The following is a 22,841-nucleotide window of genomic DNA, read 5'->3' on the forward strand; positions in this document are numbered from 1 at the left end:
GCGTATGGCGATTGGGGCGTCATTGGGTCAGCAGGGGCTCGATAAAGCTGGCGACCCGGTCGCGGATCTGCGGCTGGGCTGCGGCCGTGGGGTGGATACCATCGTTCATCATAAGTTCAGGGCGCAGCGCAATATCATCCATGAAGAAGGGCATCAGCGGCAGCTGGTTGGCGGCCGCCAGCTCGGGGAAGATCTGCTCGAACTGGCGCAGGTAGCGGGCCCCGTAATTGCGGGGCAGCTGGATCTGGGTCAGCACGGTTTTCACCTGCTGCGCCTTGGTCAAGGCCACCATCTTGGTCAGATTGTCACGGGTGATGGCGGGCGCGAACCCGCGCAGCCCGTCGTTGCCACCCAGTTCGATCAGCACCCAGTCCGGTTGATGCTCCTTGAGCAGGGCAGGCAGGCGGGCCAGGGCTCCCTGCGTGGTCTCACCGCTGATGCTGGCGTTGACCAGCTGATGCTCGCCGCCCTGCTGCTGCCATTTCTGATTGAGCAGGGCAGGCCAGCTCTGCTCCGCCGGCATCTGATAGCCAGCGCTCAGGCTGTCGCCCAGCACCAGCAGGGTCTGGGCCTGCACCGATGAAACCAGGCAACACAAGGCGAACAGGAAACGTGTCATGCATTCAACTCCCATCATTCATTGTCATCAAGGATCCGGGCAAAGGGGATACGTGTGATGATGCCAACACCCGGCATGCATTGTCATTCAATGCCGGGGTGAGCAGGATAGACATCACGGGTTCACTCCCCACTTTTTGGCCCGGGCAAACAGGAAACGCATCATGAGTTCAACTCCCATCATTGTCGTCAAGGGTCTGGGCAAAACCGTTCGCCTGGGCCAGGAAAGTCTCACCATCCTTGAAGGGATCGACCTGCAAGTCAATACCGGCGAGACCCTGGCGCTGGTCGGTGCCTCCGGCTCCGGCAAATCCACCCTGCTGGGGCTGCTGGCCGGGCTGGATCTGCCGAGCCAGGGGGATATAGAGATCCTCGGCCAGTCGCTGGTGCAGCTGGACGAGGAGGGGCGCGCCCGCCTGCGTGCCGAGCAGGTGGGCTTCATCTTCCAGTCCTTCCTGCTGCTGCCCACCCTGAGCGCACTGGAGAACGTCATGCTGCCCGCCGAGCTGCGCGGCGAGACCCGTTGCGAGCCGAGGGCGCGCGAGTTGCTGGCGGCTGTGGGGCTCAGCGAGCGGTTGCACCATCTGCCGCCGCGCCTCTCAGGCGGTGAGCAGCAGCGGGTCGCCATCGCCCGCGCCTTCATGACAAGGCCCAGCCTGCTGCTGGCCGATGAGCCGACCGGCAACCTGGACAGCAAGACAGGGGAGACGGTGATCGAACTCTTGTTCCAGCTCAATCGCGAGCACGGCACCACGCTCGTGGTGGTCACCCATGACCACGAGCTGGCTCAGCGTTGCCAGCGGCAACTGGTGATGGCGGCGGGGCGACTGGAGGTGGATGCGCCAGCATCCGGTGCGGCCTCTCGAGTCAGGGAGCTGCTATGAGTCGGTGGCGATTGGGTGTGAAGCTGCTGCGGCGGGAAGGCTTCAGCGGCGAGCTGCGCTGGTTCGTGCTGGCGCTGGCATTGAGTGTGGCCTGCGTGCTGAGCGTGGCCCTGGTGGCGGACCGGCTGGATGCGGGGCTCAAGGCCTCGGGGCGTGACTTTATCGGCGCCGATCGGGCGCTGCGTTCAGCTACTCCGGCCCCGGCTGCCTGGCTCAAGCAGGCGGAAAAAGCGGGCCTGTCGGTGCAGACCACGGTCAGCTTCAACAGCATGCTGTTTCATGGCGATGCGTTGCAACTGGCCTCCATCCGGGCCGTGCCGAGCGATTTCCCCTTCTACGGCAAGCTGGAACTTAGCCCCCAGCGCGCGCCGGCGCCCGGCGAGATCTGGCTCTCGGCCCGGGTGATGCAGCTGCTGGAGGCGAAAATTGGCGATGAACTGGAGGTGGGCAACACCCTCCTCAAGGTGGCGGGTGAGCTGGGGCAGGAGCCGGATCAGGGCTTCAGCCCCTTCCTGCTGGCGCCCAGGGCCCTGATCCACAGCGCCGACATAGAGGCGACAGGTGCCCTGCTGCCGGGCAGTCGCCAGCAGTGGCGCTACCTGGTCAAGGGGGCACGCGAGGACGTTGCTGGCTATGAGCGCTGGCTCAGGCCCAAGCTCAAAGCGGGGCAGAAGCTGATCAAGCCGGACGATCAGGGCTCCCAGGTGGGGCGTTCGCTGGCCAATGCCGAGCGCTTCTTCCGGCTCGCCTCCCTGGCCGGGGTGCTGCTGGGGGCGCTGGCCATGGGCATAGCGGTGCGCCACTTCGCCGAGCGCCAGACCAACATGGTGGCCCTGCTCAAGACGCTGGGGGCCTCCCGTCGCACGCTCTGGCAACTGATGGGCACCCTGCTGTTCTCCCTGACGTTGGCGGGGGCGCTCATCGGTCTGGTGGCGGGCAGCGCCATGCAGTGGCTGACCCTGTATCTGTTGGGCAACCTGCTGCCGGCGGATCTGCCACCGCCGTCGTGGCGGCCCTTTGCCCTCGGTCTGGCGGTCGCCTTCTTCATCACCCTGCTGCTGGCCTTCGTGCCCTTCCTGCGGCTGCTCAAGGTGCCGCCGCTGCGGGTGCTGCGCCGCGAGCTGGAGGCGGGGATCCCGCCCTGGCTGGCGCTGCCGGTCGCCCTGCTCGGCCTGTTTGGTCTGGTGTGGGGCTTTACCGCCGATGTGACCCTGGCGTTGGGGCTGATCGGCGGCATGGGCCTGCTGATGGGCCTGCTGGCGCTGATCGCCTCCCTGCTGCTGCGGTTTGGTCGCCGGGTCAAGGGCCCCCATGCGCTGCGTCTGGCCATCAGTCACCTCTCCCGCGAGCGCGGCAGCGGCCTGTTCCAGCTGGCGGGCTTTGCGCTGGCGCTCATGCTGTTCGGTCTGCTGTGGGCGGTGCGGGTCGATCTGCTCGATGACTTCTCCGCCCGCCTGCCGGCGGATGCCCCCAACCGCTTCCTGGTCAACATAGCCGACCATGAGCGGGAGGGGATCCTGGCCGATCTGCACAGTGCCGGTGCCCTGACCTCGGATTTCTATCCCATGGTGCGGGGCCGGCTGGTCAGCATCGCCAGCGAGGCGGTGCGAGACAGCGATGAGGATGGCCGTGAAGGGGTGAACCGCGAGCTCAACTTCACCACCACCACCGGCCTGCCGCCGGACAATACCCTGACCGCGGGGCGCTGGCTGGATGGCCCCGGCCAGGTGTCGGTGGACAAGGATCTGGCCAAGCGGCTCGACATAGCGCTCGGCGACACCTTGGGCTTCACCATAGAGGGGCGCAGCTTCAAGGCGCAGGTGACCAGCCTGCGGGCCATCAAGTGGGACAACATGCGGCCCAACTTCTACATGATCTTCTCGCCGGACGTGCTGGCCCCCTTCTCCCAGACCTGGCTCGGCAGCTATCGGCTGCCGGAGCAGGGGCGGGTGGCGGAGGTGGAGCTGATCCGCAGACACCCCACGGTGAGCCTCATCGATGTGGACGATCTGATAGTGCGGCTGACGGCCGTATCTGAGCAGGTGAGCCGGGCGCTGGGGCTGATGCTGGGGCTGGTGACTGTGGCGGCGCTGCTGGTGCTGCTGACCCAGACCCAGGCCAGCATGGCCCACCGCCGTCGCGAGCTGTTGCTGATGCGCACCCTGGGGGCCAGCAGCGAGCTGCTCAAGAAGATGCTGCGCTGGGAGCTGGTCGCCAGCGGTCTGCTGGCGGGGCTGTGCGCCGCCATTGTGGTCGAGCTCTGCTCTTTCGGCCTGCAATGGTGGTGGTTCGAGGGGCAGTGGCAGTTCCACTGGGCCATCTGGGCCGGCCTGCCCTTGCTGGGCGCCCTGCTGGTGACGCTGGCGGGGCAGGGCATGCAACGCCAGTTGCTGGCGGGCACCTTGAGCGATCGGCTTCGTGGTCTGGGTCAGGGCCTGCTGTAATCGCCACATCCTGCGCGGATGCCACCAGGCGCAATAACGGATCAGCCCGGCCAATGGCCGGGCTGATTGCTATCCGGTTGCCTGATTTGCAGGATCCAGTCAGCGGGGCGTGCTCAACAGATTGGTGAGGGCCTGGGGCAGCTCCGGGTAGGTGAAGTGAAAGCCGGCCTCTTGCAGACGGGCGGGCAGCACCTTCTGGCCGGTGAGCAGCAGGTCGGCCGCCTCGCCCATCAGCAGTTGCAGCAGGGGGGCCGGCACCAAGAAGAGGTGTGGTCGATGCAGGGCGCTGGCCAGGCTCTGGCTGAACTCGCGATTGCTGACCGGCTGTGGCGCCGTGCCGTTGAAGATGCCGTCGCACTCCTCATGCTCCAGCAGGAACAGCATGGCGCGCACCAGATCCTGAATGTGGATCCAGCTCATGATCTGCTGGCCCGAGCCCATGGGGCCGCCGAGACCGAGGCGATAGGGGGTCAGCATCCTGGGCAGGGCGCCGCCATCTGTGCCGAGCACCAGCCCGATGCGCACTATGCAGACCCGGGTGCGGTTGCTGCGGGCCTCGCGGGCCAGGGTTTCCCACTGCTGGCAGAGTTGGTGGGTGAACTCGTCGTGGGGCGTCCGGCACTGCTCGTCCAGCGCCACATCCCCCTGCCTGCCATACCAGCCGATGGCGGAGGCATTGATCAGCACCCTGGGCGGCGTGCTGGAGAGCTTGATGAGATCGACCAGCTGCTCGGTCAGCAGCCAGCGGCTGTCACACAGCAGCTGCTTGCGTTGCTCGCTCCAGCGCCCGGTGGCGATGGGCTCGCCCGCCAGGTTGATGACGGCATCCACGTCGTTGAGGTCGTCGAGCCGATCCAGGTTGTCGAGCAGTTTGACGTCGTGGCCGAGCAGTTCATAGGCGCGGCTGCCCTGACGGGTCAGTACCACCACCTCGTGGTTGACCTTGAGATGGGCCACCAGACGGCGGCCGATAAAACCGGTTCCTCCCGTGATCAGTATTTTCATGTCCAGACTCCCTGACGCTGTTGGCTCTACTCTAGTGGGCTGGCGCAAGATGAACAAGCAACTGTTTTTGCAAAGATTATAATCTTCACTGCGCAGAGGGGAGCCAGGCTTGGACCCTGCCAGGGGAGGCAAGGCTGTCAGGCTCCAGAGCCGTTGAAGATGTGGCTGCAAGCCCAGTTTCGACGAGGTTCGGTGCCAATCAGGCCAAACTTTCTTGCTGTTGTTTGTATCAGAATGACTTGTCAGGGGGGCGGAGAGTAGTAGACTTGCCCGCTTTTTCGCCGTTGCCGTGAGGATGACCATGCCATTTCGTCGTTTAAGGTTACGCCAGTTCTACACCCGGCTGGGGGCCTCCCTGCTGGCGAGTCTGCTCCCCGTGTTGCTGGGGGTGCTGATCATCTCATGGCAGACCTTCTCTGGCATGAAGCAGGATGCCGAGGATAGGTTGCTGCATGCCAGACGCATGTTTGACCGTACCCTGGACAATGCCCATCGAGCTGCGTCCATGGTGCAGGGCGGTGTGGGGCGACCTTGCGCCGAGGTGGTACAGGGGCTGCGGGATCAGGTGGCGACAGTGCCGGATGTGCGCACCGTCAACCTGGCCAGGGGAGAGACCATCTATTGCTCCTCCCTCTATGGCGCCTATAGCGGCCCCTTTGCGCTGGCCGACTATGCCGGTGGTCAGCTCGACCTGATGCGGGGCAACCCGGTGACGCCGGATCGGCCGCTGGTTGTCTATCGGCAGGCGGTGGGGGATTACAGCGTGCTGGTCGGGGTGGATGGCTACTATCTGCACAACATTCTCGACATGCTGAGCCGCAATTCGCCGCTGGCGCTGGTGGTAGGGTCGCAGGCCATGCTGGCCAGCGGCATGGTCAGCGAGGAGATCCCGCCCAAAACACGCGGCTATCTGGAACAGGTGTCGGAGAAGTATCAATACCGGGTGGTTACTGACCTGTCCCACGATGAGTACGGCAGCCACATCTGGCACTACTCCAAGGCCAGCATCATCATCTATCCCCTGCTGGGCATACTGGTGGGGTTTGGCGTGTTCTGGCTGACCGGCCGCTCGACGTCCCCCTCGCAAGAGCTGCGGCGGGCGCTGGATCAGCGGGAGTTCATCCCCTATCTGCAACCCGTGGTGACCGGCGACGACGCCCACTGGTGCGGCTGCGAGGTGCTGATGCGCTGGCAGCATCCCCGTCAGGGACTGATCTCGCCGGATCGCTTCATTCCGCTGGCGGAAGACAGCGGCCTGATAGTGCCCATGACCCGGCTGCTGATGGAGCAGGTGCGCGATCAGTTTGCCGGCGCTGTGCATACCCTGCCCAGGGGATTCCACTTTGGCTTCAACATCAGTGCCAGCCACTGCAAGGATCTGAGCCTGGTGGCGGATTGCCGTGACTTCATCAACGCCTTCAGGGAGAACCCCATCAAGTTGGTGCTGGAGCTGACCGAGCGGGAGCTGATAGTGGCGGACGAGGTGACGGATCGGCTCTTCGCCGAGCTGCACCAGCTGGGGGTCTTCATCGCCATCGATGACTTTGGTACCGGCCACTCCAGCCTCACCTATCTGCAGCAGTTCCAGGTCGACTTTCTCAAGATCGATCAGAGCTTCGTCGGCATGATAGGCTCGGATGCGCTCTCCAGCCACATCGTCGAGAACGTCATCGATCTGGCGACCCGGCTCGGTCTGCTGCTGGTTGCCGAAGGGGTGGAGAACGAGGTGCAGGCCGCTTACCTGAGAGCGCGTCAGGTGACCTTCCTGCAGGGCTATCTCTATGGCCGCCCCATGCCGATGAAGGCGTTCGCCAGCGCGCTGAGCGCCTGAGCGGTCCGGCTCCGCAGAGGGCGGGACATAAAAAAACCAGCGACCGAGGTCGCTGGTTTTTTTCATGCCGTGGCTCGTCAGAGCATGCGGGCGAGGGCGCGGGTCAGGCGCTTGACCCCCTCCTCTATGGTGGCCTCGTCCACGCAGGAGAAGCTCAGCCGCAGGGTGTTCTGGATCTCGGGGCGCACATAGAAGGGGGCGCCGGGCACGAAGGCCACCTTCTCCTTGATCGCCTCGTCAAACAGCGCCATGGCGCTGACGCTCGAAGGCAGGGTCAGCCAGAGGAACATGCCCCCTTCCGGCCGGGTGTAGCTCACGCCGGGCGGGCAGTGACGGGCCAGGGCGGCCTCCATGGCGGCACGCTGGCGGCCATAGACCTCCTTGATCTTCTCCAGATGGGCATCCAGCGAGTTGTCGATCAGGAAGCGGTGCAGCACCTGCTGGCTGAAGGCGTTGCTGTGCAGGTCGGTGGCCTGCTTGGCGATGGTGACCTTCTTGCGCAGCCAGTCCGGCACCAGCATCCAGCCGAGGCGGAAGGCGGGCACCACCGTCTTGGAGAAGGAGCCGAGCAGTACTGTATTGTTCGGCGCCAGCTTGGCGATGGGGGGCAGGTGTTCGCCCTCGAAGCGCAGCTCGCCATAGGGATCGTCTTCCACCATCAGCAGCTCGTGGCTGACCAGTCGCTCGGCCAGCGCCTCGCGGTTGGCACGGCTGTAGGAGACGCCGCTCGGGTTCTGGAAGTTGGGCACGCCGTACAGCAGCTTGGCGTTGGAGCCGCTGGCCAGCAGCGCATCCAGCGCCGCCAGATCCAGTCCCTCTTCACCGAGGGTGATAGGCTTGAAGGCGGGCTGATAGACGGAGAAGGCCTGGATGGCGCCGAGGTAACCCGGCTCTTCGATGATGAGATCCTGACCCTCGTCGATCAGCACCTTGCCCAGCAGATCCAGCGCCTGCTGGGAGCCGCTGGTAATGAGGATGTTGTCCGGGTTGACGCGCATGCCGTGGCGGGCCAGATAGCGGTCGGCTATGTACTGGCGCAGGGGGGCGAAGCCCTCGGTGGCGGCATACTGCAGGGCGGCGGCCCCTTGTTCGCGCAGCACGTCCTGGCAGGCCTGGTCGATGGCCTTGACCGGGAACAGGTGCGGATTGGGCAGACCACCGGCAAAGGAGATGATCTCCGGATTGGCGGCGACCTTGAGGATCTCGCGGATAAAGGAAGGCTCTACCTTCTCGAAGCGCTGGGCAAAAAACGGCTGCATAGGACTCTCTCTGGCATGGTGAGCGGTCGCTCCATTCGACCGCCAGGTTATCCGTTTGTATCAGATTTAAAAAATGAGGCAATGGCTGTAACAAAAATCGATAAAAAAGGGCAGGTTTGGCACCTGCCCGAATTTTATCGGCCGGGGGCGGCCGTGGAGCGCAAAAAGCCCTGAATTGGTCCCGGGCCAGCGCGCGCCATTGACGAGTCGCCGGCGTTACAGGCCCGGCTCCTTGAGGAAGCGGATCATCAGATCCGTGTTGGCGCTGAGCTGTTGCTCCACCCGGCCCGGGAACAGTTCGGCCATCTTGTCGAGGCGGTCGTACTGGGTATGCCAGATCTTGCCCCACTGGGTCTCGCTGTCCCGGTCGCAGGCGCTCTTGGTGGCGTCGTCGTAGCAGTCCCACAGCGCCGGATTGGTGGTCTGGGAGTAGCCGTCATAGCCATCCGCCCCGTTGATGGTGAAGTTGGTGGCCTCCACGTAGGCGATGGGCACCCCCAGGCAGGCAAAGGGCGCATGATCCGACCAGCTGCCTGTCTCCCCTTCCGGATAGCCGGCGTAGCTGGGGTGGATGGCAAACGGGGTGGCGGTCAGCTTGGAGACGGCCAGCAGGCGATCCCGCACCTTGGGGTCGAAGCTGTAGCGGCTCGGATCGGCGCAGTTGTACTCGGCCACGTCGGAGTGGGCCGAGTGGACGTAGACGATGTCGCCCCCGGCTATGGTGTCGTAGTTCACCATGGCCAGCAGGCGGGCAATGGCGGTGCTGTCCAGGCTGGCGGCATAGGCCTTGGAGCCGTTGAGGCCGTTCTCCTCCGCGCCGAAGAAGGCGAAGCGCACCGTGTAGGGCAGGGTCTGCCCCTTGAGCGCCTCGGCCACTGCCAGCAGGGCAGCGACGCCGGCACCGTTGTCGGTTGCCCCTTCAGAACCCTTCTTGTCGCCCGTGCTGTCGTAGTGGGCGCCGATCAGGATCACCTTGTCGCTCTGGCCCTTGAGCTCGGCGATGAGGTTCTGGGAGGTCTTGCTGGCCCCGCTCTTGGTGTAGGTGAACGGCTGGTTTTGCACCTCGTAGCCCCAGCCCGCCAGGTGATCCTGGATCCAGGCGGCGGCGCGGGTCTCGGCCTCTGAGCCAGTGGGTCTGGCCCCGATCCCTTCGGCGGTCGAGCTCAACTGCACCAGATACTCATAGGCCTGCTCGGCGGCGGTGGGGGCCTGCGAATCATTGGTGGAGGTGTTGCACCCTGCCAGCAGGGCTGTGATGGCAAACGCCAATGCTGTGTGTTTCATACTGCAATCCTTTGTTGTGTATGGTTTTATTTGCGCAGGCCAGCATGCGCCCGGCGCCCGGCAGATTCTGTGAACGGGGTGGCATTTGTCAATCCTTGTGGCGGAATTGGTCAGGGACGGGGGATTTGTTTCGCGAAACACTTGCGCCTTGGGCCTATCTTGGGATAATTCGCTACCCAGTTTCGCGCATTGATGAAATAACGCGCCATTCATCCACGAGATCCGTGACTCAGGGTGATGAAGCAACGAGCAATTCATTCATGTCGTCAGTGACTCTGGGTGATGAAATAACGAACAATTCATTCCTGTCGTCTGTGACCCAGACCGATGCAATAACGAGCAATTTGATTATGCCTGTGACCCAAGATGTATTTAACGAAGACGGCAAGTTCATGCGCAAGATCCGCAGCTTTGTCCGTCGCGAAGGCCGCCTGACCAAAGGGCAGGAGAAGGCTCTGGAAGAGCTCTGGCCGGTCATGGGTATCGATTTCGCGCCAGCGCCCCTCGATCTGGTCGCCCTGTTTGGCCGTGAGGCCCCTGTGGTGCTGGAAATAGGCTTCGGCATGGGCGCCTCCCTGGTGGAGATGGCCAAGAATGCCCCCGAGAAAAACTTCATCGGCATCGAGGTACACTCGCCGGGCGTGGGTGCCTGCCTCGGCACAGCCCAGGAAGCTGGCGTCACCAATCTCAAGGTCATCTGCCACGACGCGGTGGAAGTGCTGGAGCACATGATCCCGAACGGCTCGCTTGCCTGCCTGCAGCTGTTCTTCCCGGATCCCTGGCACAAGAGCCGTCACCACAAGCGCCGCATAGTGCAGCCGGCCTTTGCCCAGGATATCCGCCAGAAGCTGGCCATAGGTGGCGTGTTCCACATGGCCACCGACTGGGAAAACTATGCCGAACACATGCTGGAAGTGATGAGCATCGCCGAGGGTTACGAGAACACCTCCGCCACCGGCAACTGGGTGGCTCGTCCCGACTGGCGTCCGCTGACCAAATTCGAACAACGGGGCCATCGTCTGGGCCACGGGGTTTGGGATCTGATTTTCAAACGCGTTAACTAATTTAACGAGTCAACTAACCTAAGGAGCTATCATGGCCAATCGTAGCCGCCGTCTGCGTAAGAAACTGCGAGTCGACGAATTCCAGGAAATGGGATTCGACATCAGTTTCAACTTCCCGGTCGGCACTGCCGAAGCGACCATCGATACAGTAGTCGATGCGATGATCGATGAGGTTGTTGAACCCCGTAGACTGGCTTTCGCCGGTTCAGGCCACTTGGCCTGGGAAGGGATGATCTGCACTCAGCAACTGGGCAAATGTACCGAAGAAGACCGCGCCGTCGTCAAATCCTGGCTGGAAAGCAAGGGGATGGAAGCCGTGGTGGTCACCGAGCTGTTCGACCTCTGGTACGGTGAACCGGCCTGAGACTCGGTCGCCTGTTGCAGGCGCCTTGTTGTGGGTAGATAGACAAGTCCCGCCGCTGGCGGGATTTTTGTCGGTGGGGATGGGATCTCCACACCCGTTTTAGTCATGGAATCCTTTATGGTGTTGTCATCCGAATTACTGGCCAGCATTCTGGCAGAGGTGCGCCCGCTGCTCGGACAGGGCAAGGTGGCCGACTACATTCCCGCCCTGGCCCGGGTGCCGGCCGACCGGCTCGGCATTGCCGTCTGTACCGTGGAGGGGGAGCTGTTCACCGCAGGTGACGCCTTCGAGCCCTTCTCCATCCAGAGTATCTCCAAGGCCCTGAGCCTGACCCTGGCCCTCACCCTCTATCAGGAAGAGGAGATCTGGGCCCGGGTCGGCAAGGAGCCCTCCGGCCAGCCGTTCAACTCCCTGGTGCAGCTGGAGTTCGAGCACGGCATTCCCCGCAATCCCTTCATCAATGCCGGTGCCCTGGTGGTGAGCGATCTGCTGGAGACCCGGCTCACGGCCCCGCGCCAACGCACCCTGGAGCTGGTGCGTCGCCTCTGTGGCAATCCGGCCATCATGGCGGATCAGGTGGTGGCGCGCTCCGAATACCAGCACTCTGCCCGCAATGCGGCCATCGCCTATCTGATGAAGGCCTATGGCAACTTCGAGAATGAAGTGGACAAGGTGTTGCAGAGCTACTTCAATGCCTGTGCCATTCGCATGAGCTGCGTCGATCTGGCGCGTACTTTCCTCTATCTGGCCAATCGCGGGCTGCCGCTTGGCGAGAGCACGCCGCTGTTGCCGGCTCGCACCACCAAGCAGGTCAATGCGCTGCTCGCCACCTGCGGCCTCTATGACGAGGCCGGTGATTTTGCCTATCGGGTCGGTATGCCGGGCAAATCCGGGGTCGGAGGGGGTATCATGGCGCTCATCCCCGGTGAGCTCTGCATCTGTGTCTGGTCGCCCGAGCTCAACAAGGCGGGCAACTCGCTGGCGGGAACGGCGGCGCTGGAGCTGCTGGCCGAGCGGCTGGGCCGCTCCATTTTTTAACCCTGTTCACTATGAATCGAGACATCACCATGAAACGACATCTTCGCTTCCTGCAGGCCGCGCTGGCGACCTTACTGCTCTGGTGCGCACTGCCCGCCTTTGCCGCCGAATTGCCGCCGCTCTCGCTGGCCGACGCCAAGAGCAAGCAGGCGGTCATGCTGGACACCCGTGCCAGCCACTTCTATCAGGGCTGGCCGATGGAAGGCGAGAAACAGGGCGGCCATGTGGCTGGCGCCGAGAACCTCTCCGCCGACTGGAAATACAGCGATGACGAGTGGCCCAAGGCGCTCGAGATCAAGGGCCTGAAAGCCGATCGTCCGGTCGCCCTCTATGGCGCGCCGCGGGAAGTGGCCGAAGTGGCCCGCATGCTGCGCAAGCAGGGCATCAAGCAGCTGTTCGAGCTGCAAGGCTGGCAAGCCGCACCGCGCGAGCATCTGGTGCGATGGCAGCAGCTGGTCTATCCGCGCTGGCTGGCAGATCTGCAGGAAGGCAAGCCGGTCGCGGCGGCGCCGAAAGGGGACTGGAAGCTGTTCGAGGTGGATTGGGGTTCACCCAAGGCCTACCTGCTGAGCCACATCCCGGGGGCCGGCTACATAGATACCAACCGTCTGGAAGAGGAGCCGCTGTGGAACAAGGTTTCTGACGAGGCGCTCAAGACGCTGCTGCTGGAGAACGGCATCCGTCACGACACCACCGTCATCCTCTATGGTCGCAACACCATGGCGGCAGCCCGCGCGGCGCATCTGATGATGTATGCCGGCGTGCAGGACGTGCGTCTGCTGGACGGTGGTCTGGATGCCTGGTTCGTGCAGCATCTGCGCACCGAGACCGGCCTGCCCAACAAATATGAGCCGGTGAAGGAGTTTGGGGTCGCCATTCCGGCCCATCCCGAGTACTACACCACCCTGAGCCAGGCCAAGGCGCTGCTCAAGCAGCCCGATGGCGCCCTGGTCAGCGTGCGTACCTGGGACGAGTTCGTCGGCAACACCTCCGGCTACAGCTACATCAAGCCGAAGGGCGACATCCCGGGGGCCAAGTGGGGTCGCGGCGGTGTGGATGCCAACAGCATGAGCGATTTCCACAACCCGGATGGCACCATGAAGCCGGCCGGGGAGATCCTCACCATGTGGGACGAGTGGAATATCGAGCCTGCCCAGCAGGCCGCTTTCTACTGCGGTACCGGCTGGCGCGCCTCCGAGGCCTTCTTCTACGCCTGGCTGATGGACTGGAAGCGGATCAGCGTCTACGACGGCGGCTGGTATGAGTGGAGCTCGGATCCCAAGAACCCCATCGTGACCGGCGAGCGTCAACCCGCCAAGCAATGAGCCAATAGTGATAACGAGGCCGGACAGATGTCCGGCCTTTTTGTATCCGCTCGGGCCTGCGCCAGCCGGGCACTACACTTTGCGAGTGACAATCAGGTCGATGCAAGGAGTGACCTATGAGACGGATATGGATAGGCCTGCTGGTGGCAGGCGTGCTGGGGCAGGGCGCCATGGCCGCCGAGCGGGCCCGCTATCTGGTGCAGATGGCAGCGGGTGCCGAGGCGGCTGTGCTGGCCCAGAGCAAGGGAATGGGCGGCGAGCTGGCATTGCAGCTGCCTGAGCAGCATGCGCTGGCGCTCTGGTTGCCCCAGGTGGCGGCCGCGGCCCTGGCCCGCAACCCCAAGGTGTTGTGGGTCGAGCCGGATGCCAAACGCTACACCAGCGCCGAGACCCTGCCCTACGGCATTCCCATGGTGCAGGCTCCACTGCTCAGTGACGCGGCGGCGGGAGAGGTGCTGGTGTGCATCATAGATTCAGGCTACAGCGGCGCCCACCCGGATCTGCCCCACGGGGCTCAGGTGCAGGGCAGTGACAACGCAGGCACCGGCAGCTGGAGCAGCGACGAGAACGGGCACGGCACCCATGTGGCGGGCACCATAGCCGCCGTGGGGGGCAACGACATAGGCGTGGTCGGGGTACTGCCAAACCAGAGCGTGCCGCTGCACATCATCAAGGTGTTCGGCGCCAACGGCTGGGCCTATACCTCGAACCTGGTGGGGGCCCTCAACGCCTGCAAGCAGGGGATGACCAGTCGCGGCTTTACCCGCATGGTCATCAACATGAGTCTGGGGGGCAATGTGCCCAGCAAGACGGAGGAGCAGGCCTTCAATCAGGCCTATGGCCAGAACGTGCTGAGCGTGGCGGCGGCAGGCAACGCGGGCAATACCAGCAAATCCTACCCGGCCTCCTATGGCAGCGTGGTGAGCGTGGCCGCCATCGATGCCAACAAGCAGCTGGCGTACTTCTCTCAACGCAACGATCAGGTGGAGCTGGCAGCCCCCGGCGTCGCCGTGCTCTCCACCGTGCCGACCGGCTATGCCAACTACAGCGGCACCTCGATGGCGACGCCGCACGTGGTCGGGGTCGCCGCTTTGGCCTGGTCACAGCGGCTGGAGTGCAGCAACGATCAGCTGCGCCAGACCCTGCGCAGCAGTGCTCAGGATCTGGGGGCGCCTGGGCGCGACAACAGCTATGGCTATGGCCTGGTACAGGCCAGGGCCGCGGCGGATCGGCTGGCGCTCGGCTGCGGCCCGGGCACCGGGGGCAGTGGCAAGCCGGGTGGTCGTAAGTAGCTGATTTTTGACATGGATCCCGTTCCGGCAATCTGTTTTTCCGGGGCAATGGGGTTGAGCTAGGCTTCAGTCACCATCCTCGTGGTGAGGGTGAAGAGGGAGACGAGACAGGCGATGAAGCAACTGATGATGATCCTGGTGTGTGCACTGGGACTCGTGGCGTGTAGCTCTCAATACATCATGAGTACCAAGGACGGGAAGATGATCACCACCGACAGCAAGCCCAAGCTGGATGAGAGCACCGGCATGTACCGCTATTACGATACCGAAGGGCGGGAGGTGATGATCAAGAAGGACGACGTCACCCAGATCATGGAGCGTTGAGGCTCCACCAAAGAACAAGGGCTGCCCGCGAGCAGCCCTTGTTATTTTCGGCCTCAGCTTATCTGGGCCACCTGCCGATTGACCTGGCCCACGAACAGCTGATGGAAGCGGGAGTGGGAGTTGGCCAGCAGGCTGACCGGCGAGCCCTGTTCCACCACGGTTCCCGCCTCCATCACCACCACCTTGTCCACCGACAGCAGCGGCTCCAGATGGTGGGCTATCACCAGATAGCTGGCCTCGGGCCGGTAGCGATAGAGCAGCTCCGCCATCTTGCGCATGCCGCCGTGATCGAGATCCGACGTCGCCTCGTCCAGTACTATGAGCGGACGGCGTGACAGCAGGATGCGGGCGATCACCAGCAGCTGGGTCTCGCCGGCCGAGAGCTGCAGCTTGTCGAGGTCCTCGTCCAGCCGGCCGGCGCAGCGCTCGGCCAGACCGACCCGGGCCAGCGCCTGCTCCAGCGCCTCGTCATCCTGCTCGGTCAGCGGCGCCAGGTTGGCGCGCAGGGTGCCGAAGAAGGTGAGAGGCGTCTGGGAGACTGTGTCGTAGAGATCGCGCACCGCCTCCGGTGCAAGCCGGGACAGCGGCTGATCGCCGTAATGGATCTCTCCCTGGGAGGCCGGGTACATGGCCTGCAGCACCCCGAGCAGCGAGCTCTTGCCCGCGCCGGTGCGCCCGCACACGCCGACCTTCTCGCCGGGGGCCAGTTCGAAGTTCACCTTGTGCAGGGCCCATTGGCTGGCTTGTGGATAGCGCAGTCCCAGGTTGTCGAAGCGTACCCTGGGATGGGGCGTCGCCAGCGCTTCCCCATGCTGGCGTTCGCTCTCGATTTCGCTGTACTCGCGCACCCGCTCCACCGCATTCATCACCTGCTCCACCTCGGCGAAGGTGCGAATGAGGGAGTTGAGCATGGCCGAGGCGGTAAAGGCGTAGGTGATGGCCACGGCCCCCAGCAGCGAGCTGTTGCCAAAGGCCACCATCAGCGCCACCGCGCCCACCAGGGCGGCGGAGAGCAGGGTCTGGTGCATGCCGAGCCAGCGGTTGATGGAGGTGGTGGTGTACCAGCTGCGCAGGTTGTTGTCATAGTGCAGCAGCACCTGATTCAGCGCGAAGCGCTCGGCTCCGGCCAGACGCAGGGCGGGGGCGCCGCGGATGGTCTCGCTGATGCTGATGTAGAGCGGCGAGCGCAGCACGGATGCCTGCCGCCGCAGCTTGAGCTGCACCGCCCGGTAGCGTCGCTGCAGCACGTAGAGCGCCCAGCCCACCAGGGGGGCGATGAGCAGCAGCAGCGGCATGTTGACGCCGATCACCACCACCTGCAGCAGCACGGAGATGAGCATGCCGAACAGCCCCATCAGCATGGACAGCAGTATCTCCTGCGCCTCCCCGAGATCCCGATCGAAGCGGTTGAGGATGCGCCCCTGGGGCACCTTGTCGAAGAAGGCCATGGGGGCGCGGCTGATGCGGCTCAGCATGCCGTCGAACAGGGTCCAGGCCAGCTTGAGCCCCAGCTTGTAGTTGATGATCCGCACCACCATGATGCAGGTGAGGGAGCCGGCCCCCAGCAGCATATAGATGCCGAGCAGCTCGCTCACCTCGGTGAGGCCGGCCTTGCCACCGAGCCAGAGATCCGAGGCGATGCGCAGCCCCTCCTGACCCAGGGTAAGCAGCAGGGCGATCAGGATGGCGCCGGGGGCGGCCAAGCGCTGCCACATGAAGCCGAACAGGCCCCAGTCCACCTTGCCTTCCACCACCTTCTCTTCGTTGAACTGTTCCGCCTCTTGGGGGGCTACCATGGGGGCGGGGAGCGGATGCTGGATGAGATCCGCCAGCTGGTGGGCATCGAGCTCCACCAACTGGCCCTGCTCGATGCGGATCACCCGATCGCAGTGGGCCAGCACGTCAGGATCGTGGCTCACCAGCAGCCGGGTCGGCCCCGGCTTGAAGGCGAGCCCCTGCTCCAGCACCTGGGCCGAGACGATGGGGTCCAGCGCCGAGAGGGGGTTGTCCAGCAGCAGGATATCGGCCTGGGCATAGAGGGCGCGGGCCAGGGCGACCCGCTGCTGCTGGCCGCCGGAGAGGCGGGTGCCCAGCTCCCCCACCAGGGTCTGATCGCCGTGGCTGAGCAGGCTGAGGTCGGCGCCGAGGGCGCAGGCCCCCAGCACCCAGCGATAGCGCTCGCCGTGCCAGGGCTGGCCGAACAAGATGTTGTTGCGGATGGTGTCGTTCATCAGCCAGGGCTTGTGACCCAGGTGGGCGACCCGGCCGTGACGGCGGATCTCCCCCTCGAAACTGTCGTCAAAGCCGGCGATGAGGTGCAGCAGGCAGCTCTTGCCGGCCCCGGTCGTGCCCGTGATCCCCACCAGCTCCCCCGGCTGTATGATGAGGCTGACCCCCTGCAGCACAGTTTTTTGCTGGTGCAGGGCGGTGACGTCCTGGATCCGCAGGCTGCCGACGGGCAGGCTGGCATCGGTCAGATCCCTGTGCTGCTCCGGGCTGTTGAGGAACTCGCACAGCCGGTTGAAGCCGGTGTTGAAGTTGATCAGGGTGCGGATGAGATAGGGCAGCCGCATCATGGGGATCCGCAGCACGGCGAACAGGGCTATGGTGGTGAACACCTGGGGCAGGGTCAGGCTCTGTCCCGACATCAGATAGGTGGTGAAGGTGGCGAGCGTCACCAGCAGCGGCGTGCTCAGCATCAGGCTCTCGTTGATGGCGTCGAGCTTGAGCACCCGACCCAGCACCCCCAGCTCCTGCTGGCGCTTGTTGTTGGCCGCCCGGGTGAAGAAGGCGCCGAGCCCGTTCTGGCGCACCAGCCGCAGCTTCTTGATGTATTCCGCCAGTATGCCGTTGCGCTCGTCCTGCTGGCGCTTGAGTTGCTGCTCCTGCTGGTTCATCCGTCGCACCACACGGGTGGAGATGAGCAGCAGCAGGGTGAGCACCGCAAAGCCGACCAGACCGGCGCTGCCCACCTGCCACACCAGCAGGGCTATGGTGCCGAGCAGCTGCAGTGCCATGGTGAGCGGCATGGCGGGGTCCGCAAGAATCCAAGTAATGTCCCACACATCCCGGTTGATGAGATTCTGCACCCGGCCACCGGCCCTGTCGTCGAAGCTCTTGCCGCCGAGTTTCATCACCTTGGCGAGCAGGGCTTCGGCCAGCAGACGGCGAATGGGGACGTGCATCTTGAGCGCCAGCTGCAGCGAGTGCTCCGCCAGCATGCCGGCGGCCAGCACCGAGGCAAACAGGGCGAAGGCCAGCAACAATTTCTGCTCGGTGGGGGCGCCCGCGCCGAGCTGGGTCATGCTGTGGTTGAGCAGCCAGGGGCTGGCCAGGGTCGCCAGCATGCCGAGCAGTTGCAACAGGGTGAGCAGGCCAATCCGTCCCTTGTAATGGCGCCAGATGAAGGCGGTGATGGGCCAGGGACGCACAGGCGCGCGGGCTGTGAGTCGAAGGAAGGCATCGGCCCTGCCATCGCGTCTGTCTTCCGGCAGCAGGGGATAGAGGTCGTCGAGGCCGACCTGGGGCTCTTTCAGCCCCTTGCGTTGCAGCGGGCCCGTCCAGTGATAGAAGAGGCGGCTCAGCCAGCCGGCCGAGATTTCCGGGTGATCCAATGGGTGTCCTTATTATTGTGCTGCTTCCAGGGGGCGGGGCGACTCATGGGTCGCCCTCGATATTATGGTGTTATGGCTGCGGGCTCGTCGCCCGGTCGGGATCAGCGATCCCGGTTCAAGCGGATGAGTCGGTCCAGGATCTGCTCGCCATCGACCCGCAGGCCGTTGTGCTCGTATTCGTTGGTGATCCAGGCGCGGCTGTTGCCAAGCCCCTTGAGGGTCTCGCGGCTGTAGTCGAACTCCACATACATGTCTTCGGCATAGACGGCGCAGGCCACAGGCACAGTGTTGCGGGCCAGTTGCGCCGGGTCGTAGAGCGGCCCCCAATCGGCCTTCTTGGCCAGCAGGTGGGCGGCTTCCTTCAAGGGGATAAGCTCGCGGAACTGCTCGAACATCCAGGGGAAGATCATCTCGCCGGTGAAGGCGAAGTCTTTGCCGGGCGCCCAGGCCAGGGCCGGGTACTCGCCTCTGACCCGCTCGGCCGCCCAGTTGCTGGCGGCCCCTTCGGCGTAGATGGACTCATGCAGTATGGCGAACACCGGATTGGTGTTGAACGGCTGCATGGCTTGTACCTGATAGAGGAAGGCGGGGTTGAGCCGCTCGCCGATGAAGGCGTCTTCCAGCAGGTAGTAGAGCTCCTCGAAAGCGCCGCTGGCGCCGAGATCCAGCCCCTGCTGCTGCAACTGCTCCACCGTCAGACGCTGGCCGTTGGGCAGGCGTACCTCGTGGCGGTGCAGGTGATTGGCCAGCCGGTTGGCGATGGCCTGGGCATGGGGGAAGCGGGTGAAGAAGGCGCGGTTCTTGTCCGCCACCCGTTGATAGGTGGCGCGGTAGACCTCATCTGCACTGCGGCCTATGGGGGCCACGCCGCCAGTGAGGTAGACCTCGTGCAGGCTGTCCGGGAACAGGGAGAGATAGGTGAGGCTGCAAAAACCGCCGAAGCTCTGGCCGAGCAGGCTCCAGGGGCGCTCCGGGCTCAAGATCTCGCGAATGCATTCCGCGTCGCGCACTATGCTGTCGGCGCGAAAGTGGCAGAGATAGTCCGCCTGCTGCCGGGCCGTGAGCTGGGCCAGCGCATCGGCACTGATGGGGGCCGAGTGACCCGTGCCGCGCTGATCGAGCAGCAATACCCGAAATTCCTGCAGGGCCCGCTTGAGCCAGCCGCTGTCGGCGGTCGGGCGCGGGGCGCCAAAGCCGGGGCCTCCCTGCAGGAACAGCAACCAGGGCAGCTCGTCGTCCAGTCTGTCCTGGCGACAGAGGGTGCGACCAAACAGGGTGAGCGTCTCCTCGTCGTCCGGCTGCTGGTGGTCGAGGGGCACGGTGAAGAAGTGTGGTTCGCAATGGATGCCGTCCAGCACGTAACGCAAGGGGCTGCTCATCTTGGGTCTCCCTGAGGGTAGGAAAATCGTCGGCCTCATCATAGCCCTGGCGTGGGTATGGGTCACGCCGGTTTTCCAAATTGTTAACATTGTCATGAGTCGGGACGCGGGCGTCTGGCTGATGAATTTATTGTCGAGAAGGGAGTTGACGCTGGCTGGTGGTTACACAAAGATGGCTCGCCTGCCGAGCTGGGCAGGGGATACGCGCCGCAACAGGTTGAGGTGGGCTCGATGAAGCCTAAGTGGATACGATTCAGGAAAAGAGAGAAAGAGGTGGATCCGGAGGGGGTGTTGCAAACGGGCCTGTGGCTGTTTAGCGCCACCTGTGGGGCAACGCTGCTATTGGCGGCCTGCAACGGCAGCTGACCGGAATGAAAAAAGCCCGCTCGATGAGCGGGCTTTTCAAATTTGGCTCCTCCTGCTGGACTTGAACCAGCGACATACGGATTAACAGTCCGCCGTTCTACCGACTGAACTAAGGAGGAATTATTGGTGCCCAGAGACGGAATCGAACCGCCGACACGGGGATTTTCAATCCCCTGCTCTACCGACTGAGCTATCTGGGCAACGGCGCGCATTAAACCCTTTCTGCGTTCGGGTGTCAACCGCAGGGCGCAGATTGCTGCACCGTTCGCTCGATAACCGAACAATTTGCCCGCTTGTCATCCGTTTTTGCCCTCATTCGTGCCCTGTTGTGCTGTCTTGCCTGTTTGCTGCCATGAAAAAGGGGGCCTGAGTCCCCCTGAACGCAAGTGCCATGACTCAATGACGGCTGACGATGATCCTGCCTGTGCTCATGTCACGGGCCTGGCCTGTGACGCTGATCTTGAGGCCATACTCGGGCAGCAGACGACCTGCATCCGGGATCTCCTTGCTCTGGTAGCTGCGGGAATCCTTGAACACCCGGTTCGGGGTGATCCAGAAGTCGCGCAGCAAGGAGCCGCTCGGGTGCTTGAGGTTGAGCGGTTGCTGGAAGCCCAGGCTGAAGGTGGCATCATGGATCTGATAGCGAGTACCGGCCACGGCCCCATCGCTCCACATAAGGGGGCGCTGATCCGCATCCACCACCCCGAGGAAGCCCTCACCCGGATGGGTTCCCACCCAGTTGTTGGCCTGGCTGTTGTCCACGTACCAGAGCAGCATGCCCGGCTCGTAGCGCATCTGCTGATCGGCCACATTGATGTGGGCCAGCCCCTTGTCGACCCCGGCGTGGTTGCGCCACTCGGCCAGATAATAGTGATCCTTGGCCTCGTTGCCGTTGCTCTTCACGAAGCCGGCCAGGGTAAAGGCAGAACTGCCCTCGGCCCCGTCGCTCAGCAGCACCTCACCATCGGCAGCCACCTGGAGCTCATCCACGAACAGGCCGTTTTCGGCCACGCCGCCATCGCTCTGGTATTGCAGGGTCAGGGTGATCTGCTGGCCGGCCCAGGGGGTCAGGTCGAACTCGGCATCGGTCCAGCCGTTGGAGTTGCCCGTGATGCCGACGCCGAAGCCGACGCCGTTCGGATCGTCGCTGGTGGTCAGGTTGCCCGCGATGGGTTGGCCGTTGACCAGCACCCTGGCGTAGTCATATCCCTCTTCAATCTGATACCAGGCCTTGAACGCCAGGCTGGCGCTCTGCCTGCCGCCCAGATCCAGCTTGAGGCTCATGCGGTTGTCCAGGTTGTTGGCCTTGCCGCCGTGGTACTGGTACTGGCCGGCGTAGGGCGGGTTGAGCGGTATCTGCTTGGCGGGCAGGTTGATGCGCACCACGTCGTCGTTGCGACCCTTGTCGTTGGCCTGATCCAGCATGTAGACATTGCCGCGGGGGCTGAGGTCGGCGAGCTGCACATTGCTGCCATGCAGCCAGTTGCCGCCGAGGGAGGCCTGCAGGAACTCCTTGGCCCAGGCGGAGAACCCGGTCGGCTCCGTGCCGCCTATGACCCCGGCCCAGGAGCCGGAGGACATGATGGACCAGGTGGCCACCGGCTCCCCCTTGCCGGTGTACTTGGTGTCGTACTCGTCCGGCAGCCCCAGATCGTGACCATATTCGTGGGCACAGACCCCGGCCGCCGCATCGATGGGCTGAATGGTGTAGTCGTAGGCCGCAAACTGGCCGCCGAAGCTGCCGTGCGGGCTGCTGGTGCCGGGGATGGGGAAGGGGGCACCCAGGTTCCAGCGGTGTGCCCAGATGGCATCCTCGCCGAGATCGCCGCCGCCAGCCTCTTCACCGACGCTGGAGTGGAAGATCATCAGGTGGTCGATGAGGCCGTCCGGCTCGTCCCGGTTGCCGTTGCCGTTCAGATCGTAGCGATCCTCCTGGTCAAACTGGGCCAGATCGATGGCGGGGTCGTTGGCTACCTGGATCAGCGCCTCCTTCACCAGGTCCCGTATGGTGTTCGGGGTGGCATTGGCACCGTAGTAGGCGGCATTCTTGCTGGCGGTATACCAGCCCGCCACCTGACCGCGCACGCTGTAGCTCTTGCCGGATTGCTGCTCGTAGAACTGGCGCATGGAGATGAACTTCTCGCCGTTCGGGCCGGCATAGCCCTTGTCGGAGAACAGCAGGTCGTTGTAGTGCGCCTGGGTGTAATCCGGGTAGTACATCTTGGTGAGTTCGGGGCTGACGCTGTTCTTCGGGTAGTCGGGGAAGTCCACCAGGATGGCGAGGATCTTGTCCTTGCGCATCTTGCCCTGGTAGTGCTCCTTCTCGATGGCCTTGAGCAGCAGGGTCGGTACCCGATCGCTGGGACGGGCGGTGCCGTTGAAGCGGATCTTCTTGAGGATGGTCTCCCGCACCTTGCCCTCTTTCACCGCCAGGGTGCCACTGCTGCCGTTGTAGGCTCGTGACTTTTCGCGGTAGAAGCTGGCCAGGGCAGCCTGTTCCATCTCGGGAGAGGCCAGGGTCGGGATACGGCCGCTCTTTTTGAGCATCTCCAGCACCTTTACCTCGTCCGCCAGAGGGGCATCGAACGGGCCATGCACCGGGGCGGCCATGGCGTGATTTCCAATCATAAGGGTTGAGCCCATGAGCAGGCTCATTATTGTTTTTTTAGGCATTATCTATGTGCTCCTTCACATGATAAAAAGGGAGCCCTGCTGGCTCCTCTTTCCGTACGGGCAGTGCTCCGCCCGCG

At 63.9% G+C, this 22,841-nt stretch carries 16 protein-coding genes and 2 tRNA genes; 9 read left to right on the plus strand and 9 right to left on the minus strand.

What is annotated here, in order from left to right; genetic code table 11:
- Positions 1 to 19: 19 nt before the first annotated feature.
- On the minus strand, positions 20 to 619 hold the full coding sequence (locus CK910_RS09600) for an arylesterase (RefSeq protein WP_043138031.1): 600 nt from the start codon (positions 617 to 619) through the stop codon (positions 20 to 22).
- Positions 620 to 782: 163 nt separating this feature from the next.
- On the opposite strand from CK910_RS09600, the gene CK910_RS09605 reads away from it, so the two are divergent.
- A complete protein-coding gene (locus CK910_RS09605; RefSeq protein WP_098982532.1) occupies positions 783 to 1,502 on the plus strand; it encodes an ABC transporter ATP-binding protein in 720 nt (239 codons plus the stop codon).
- Complete coding sequence (locus CK910_RS09610; RefSeq protein WP_098982535.1) at positions 1,499 to 3,946, plus strand: ABC transporter permease; 2,448 nt, start codon at positions 1,499 to 1,501, stop codon at positions 3,944 to 3,946. The genes CK910_RS09605 and CK910_RS09610 overlap by 4 nt, the downstream gene beginning before the upstream one ends.
- Before the next feature lie 99 nt (positions 3,947 to 4,045).
- On the opposite strand, the gene CK910_RS09615 is transcribed toward CK910_RS09610, so the two are convergent.
- Positions 4,046 to 4,951 (minus strand): TIGR01777 family oxidoreductase, encoded by a 906-nt coding sequence (locus CK910_RS09615; RefSeq protein WP_098982537.1) that lies wholly within the window; start codon positions 4,949 to 4,951, stop codon positions 4,046 to 4,048.
- Positions 4,952 to 5,252: 301 nt separating this feature from the next.
- Here CK910_RS09615 and CK910_RS09620 point away from each other — a divergent pair, with 301 nt between their 5' ends.
- Positions 5,253 to 6,782: an EAL domain-containing protein gene (locus CK910_RS09620; protein ID WP_043556283.1), complete on the plus strand. Its 1,530-nt coding sequence runs from the start codon at positions 5,253 to 5,255 to the stop codon at positions 6,780 to 6,782.
- Between the two features lie 77 nt (positions 6,783 to 6,859).
- On the opposite strand, the gene CK910_RS09625 is transcribed toward CK910_RS09620, so the two are convergent.
- The gene (locus CK910_RS09625) at positions 6,860 to 8,041 is read right to left on the minus strand and encodes an aminotransferase-like domain-containing protein (RefSeq protein WP_043556280.1); all 1,182 of its coding nucleotides are present in this window, start codon (positions 8,039 to 8,041) and stop codon (positions 6,860 to 6,862) included.
- A gap of 216 nt (positions 8,042 to 8,257) precedes the next feature.
- Positions 8,258 to 9,325 carry a M28 family metallopeptidase gene (locus tag CK910_RS09630; RefSeq protein ID WP_098982540.1) on the minus strand — a complete coding sequence of 356 codons (1,068 nt, stop codon included), beginning with the start codon at positions 9,323 to 9,325 and terminating at the stop codon, positions 8,258 to 8,260.
- 350 nt (positions 9,326 to 9,675) lie between these two features.
- On the opposite strand from CK910_RS09630, the gene trmB reads away from it, so the two are divergent.
- The 6 genes from trmB to CK910_RS09660 all read left to right on the plus strand — a co-directional run bounded on the left by trmB (position 9,676) and on the right by CK910_RS09660 (position 14,732).
- Positions 9,676 to 10,389, plus strand: coding sequence for a tRNA (guanosine(46)-N7)-methyltransferase TrmB (gene trmB / locus CK910_RS09635; protein ID WP_098982542.1), 714 nt, complete (start codon positions 9,676 to 9,678; stop codon positions 10,387 to 10,389).
- Positions 10,390 to 10,420: 31 nt separating this feature from the next.
- Entirely contained in the window at positions 10,421 to 10,753 is a 333-nt protein-coding gene (locus CK910_RS09640) for a YggL family protein (RefSeq protein ID WP_042037566.1), read from the plus strand.
- 117 nt (positions 10,754 to 10,870) lie between these two features.
- Entirely contained in the window at positions 10,871 to 11,791 is a 921-nt protein-coding gene (gene glsB, locus CK910_RS09645; protein WP_172955285.1) for a glutaminase B, read from the plus strand.
- Positions 11,792 to 11,820: 29 nt separating this feature from the next.
- Positions 11,821 to 13,116, plus strand: coding sequence for a sulfurtransferase (locus tag CK910_RS09650; RefSeq protein ID WP_098982548.1), 1,296 nt, complete (start codon positions 11,821 to 11,823; stop codon positions 13,114 to 13,116).
- Positions 13,117 to 13,232: 116 nt separating this feature from the next.
- Positions 13,233 to 14,408: a S8 family peptidase gene (locus CK910_RS09655; RefSeq protein WP_098982550.1), complete on the plus strand. Its 1,176-nt coding sequence runs from the start codon at positions 13,233 to 13,235 to the stop codon at positions 14,406 to 14,408.
- Positions 14,409 to 14,522: 114 nt separating this feature from the next.
- On the plus strand, positions 14,523 to 14,732 hold the full coding sequence (locus CK910_RS09660) for a YgdI/YgdR family lipoprotein (RefSeq protein ID WP_042870938.1): 210 nt from the start codon (positions 14,523 to 14,525) through the stop codon (positions 14,730 to 14,732).
- A 53-nt stretch (positions 14,733 to 14,785) separates the two neighbouring features.
- Here the strand turns inward: CK910_RS09660 and CK910_RS09665 are convergent, their stop codons facing one another.
- The 5 genes from CK910_RS09665 to CK910_RS09695 all read right to left on the minus strand — a co-directional run bounded on the left by CK910_RS09665 (position 14,786) and on the right by CK910_RS09695 (position 22,734).
- Entirely contained in the window at positions 14,786 to 18,346 is a 3,561-nt protein-coding gene (locus tag CK910_RS09665; RefSeq protein WP_098982553.1) for an ATP-binding cassette domain-containing protein, read from the minus strand.
- Between the two features lie 101 nt (positions 18,347 to 18,447).
- The gene (locus tag CK910_RS09670) at positions 18,448 to 19,725 is read right to left on the minus strand and encodes an alpha/beta hydrolase (RefSeq protein ID WP_098982556.1); all 1,278 of its coding nucleotides are present in this window, start codon (positions 19,723 to 19,725) and stop codon (positions 18,448 to 18,450) included.
- Positions 19,726 to 20,134: 409 nt separating this feature from the next.
- Positions 20,135 to 20,210 (minus strand) — tRNA-Asn (locus CK910_RS09685).
- A gap of 5 nt (positions 20,211 to 20,215) precedes the next feature.
- Positions 20,216 to 20,291: transfer RNA gene (locus CK910_RS09690), tRNA-Phe, on the minus strand.
- 196 nt (positions 20,292 to 20,487) lie between these two features.
- On the minus strand, positions 20,488 to 22,734 hold the full coding sequence (locus CK910_RS09695) for an immune inhibitor A domain-containing protein (RefSeq protein ID WP_253852857.1): 2,247 nt from the start codon (positions 22,732 to 22,734) through the stop codon (positions 20,488 to 20,490).
- Between the last annotated feature and the right edge of the window lie 107 nt (positions 22,735 to 22,841).

The organism is Aeromonas sp. CA23 (assembly GCF_002587065.1).
Classification (GTDB): Bacteria; Pseudomonadota; Gammaproteobacteria; order Enterobacterales; family Aeromonadaceae; genus Aeromonas; species Aeromonas bestiarum.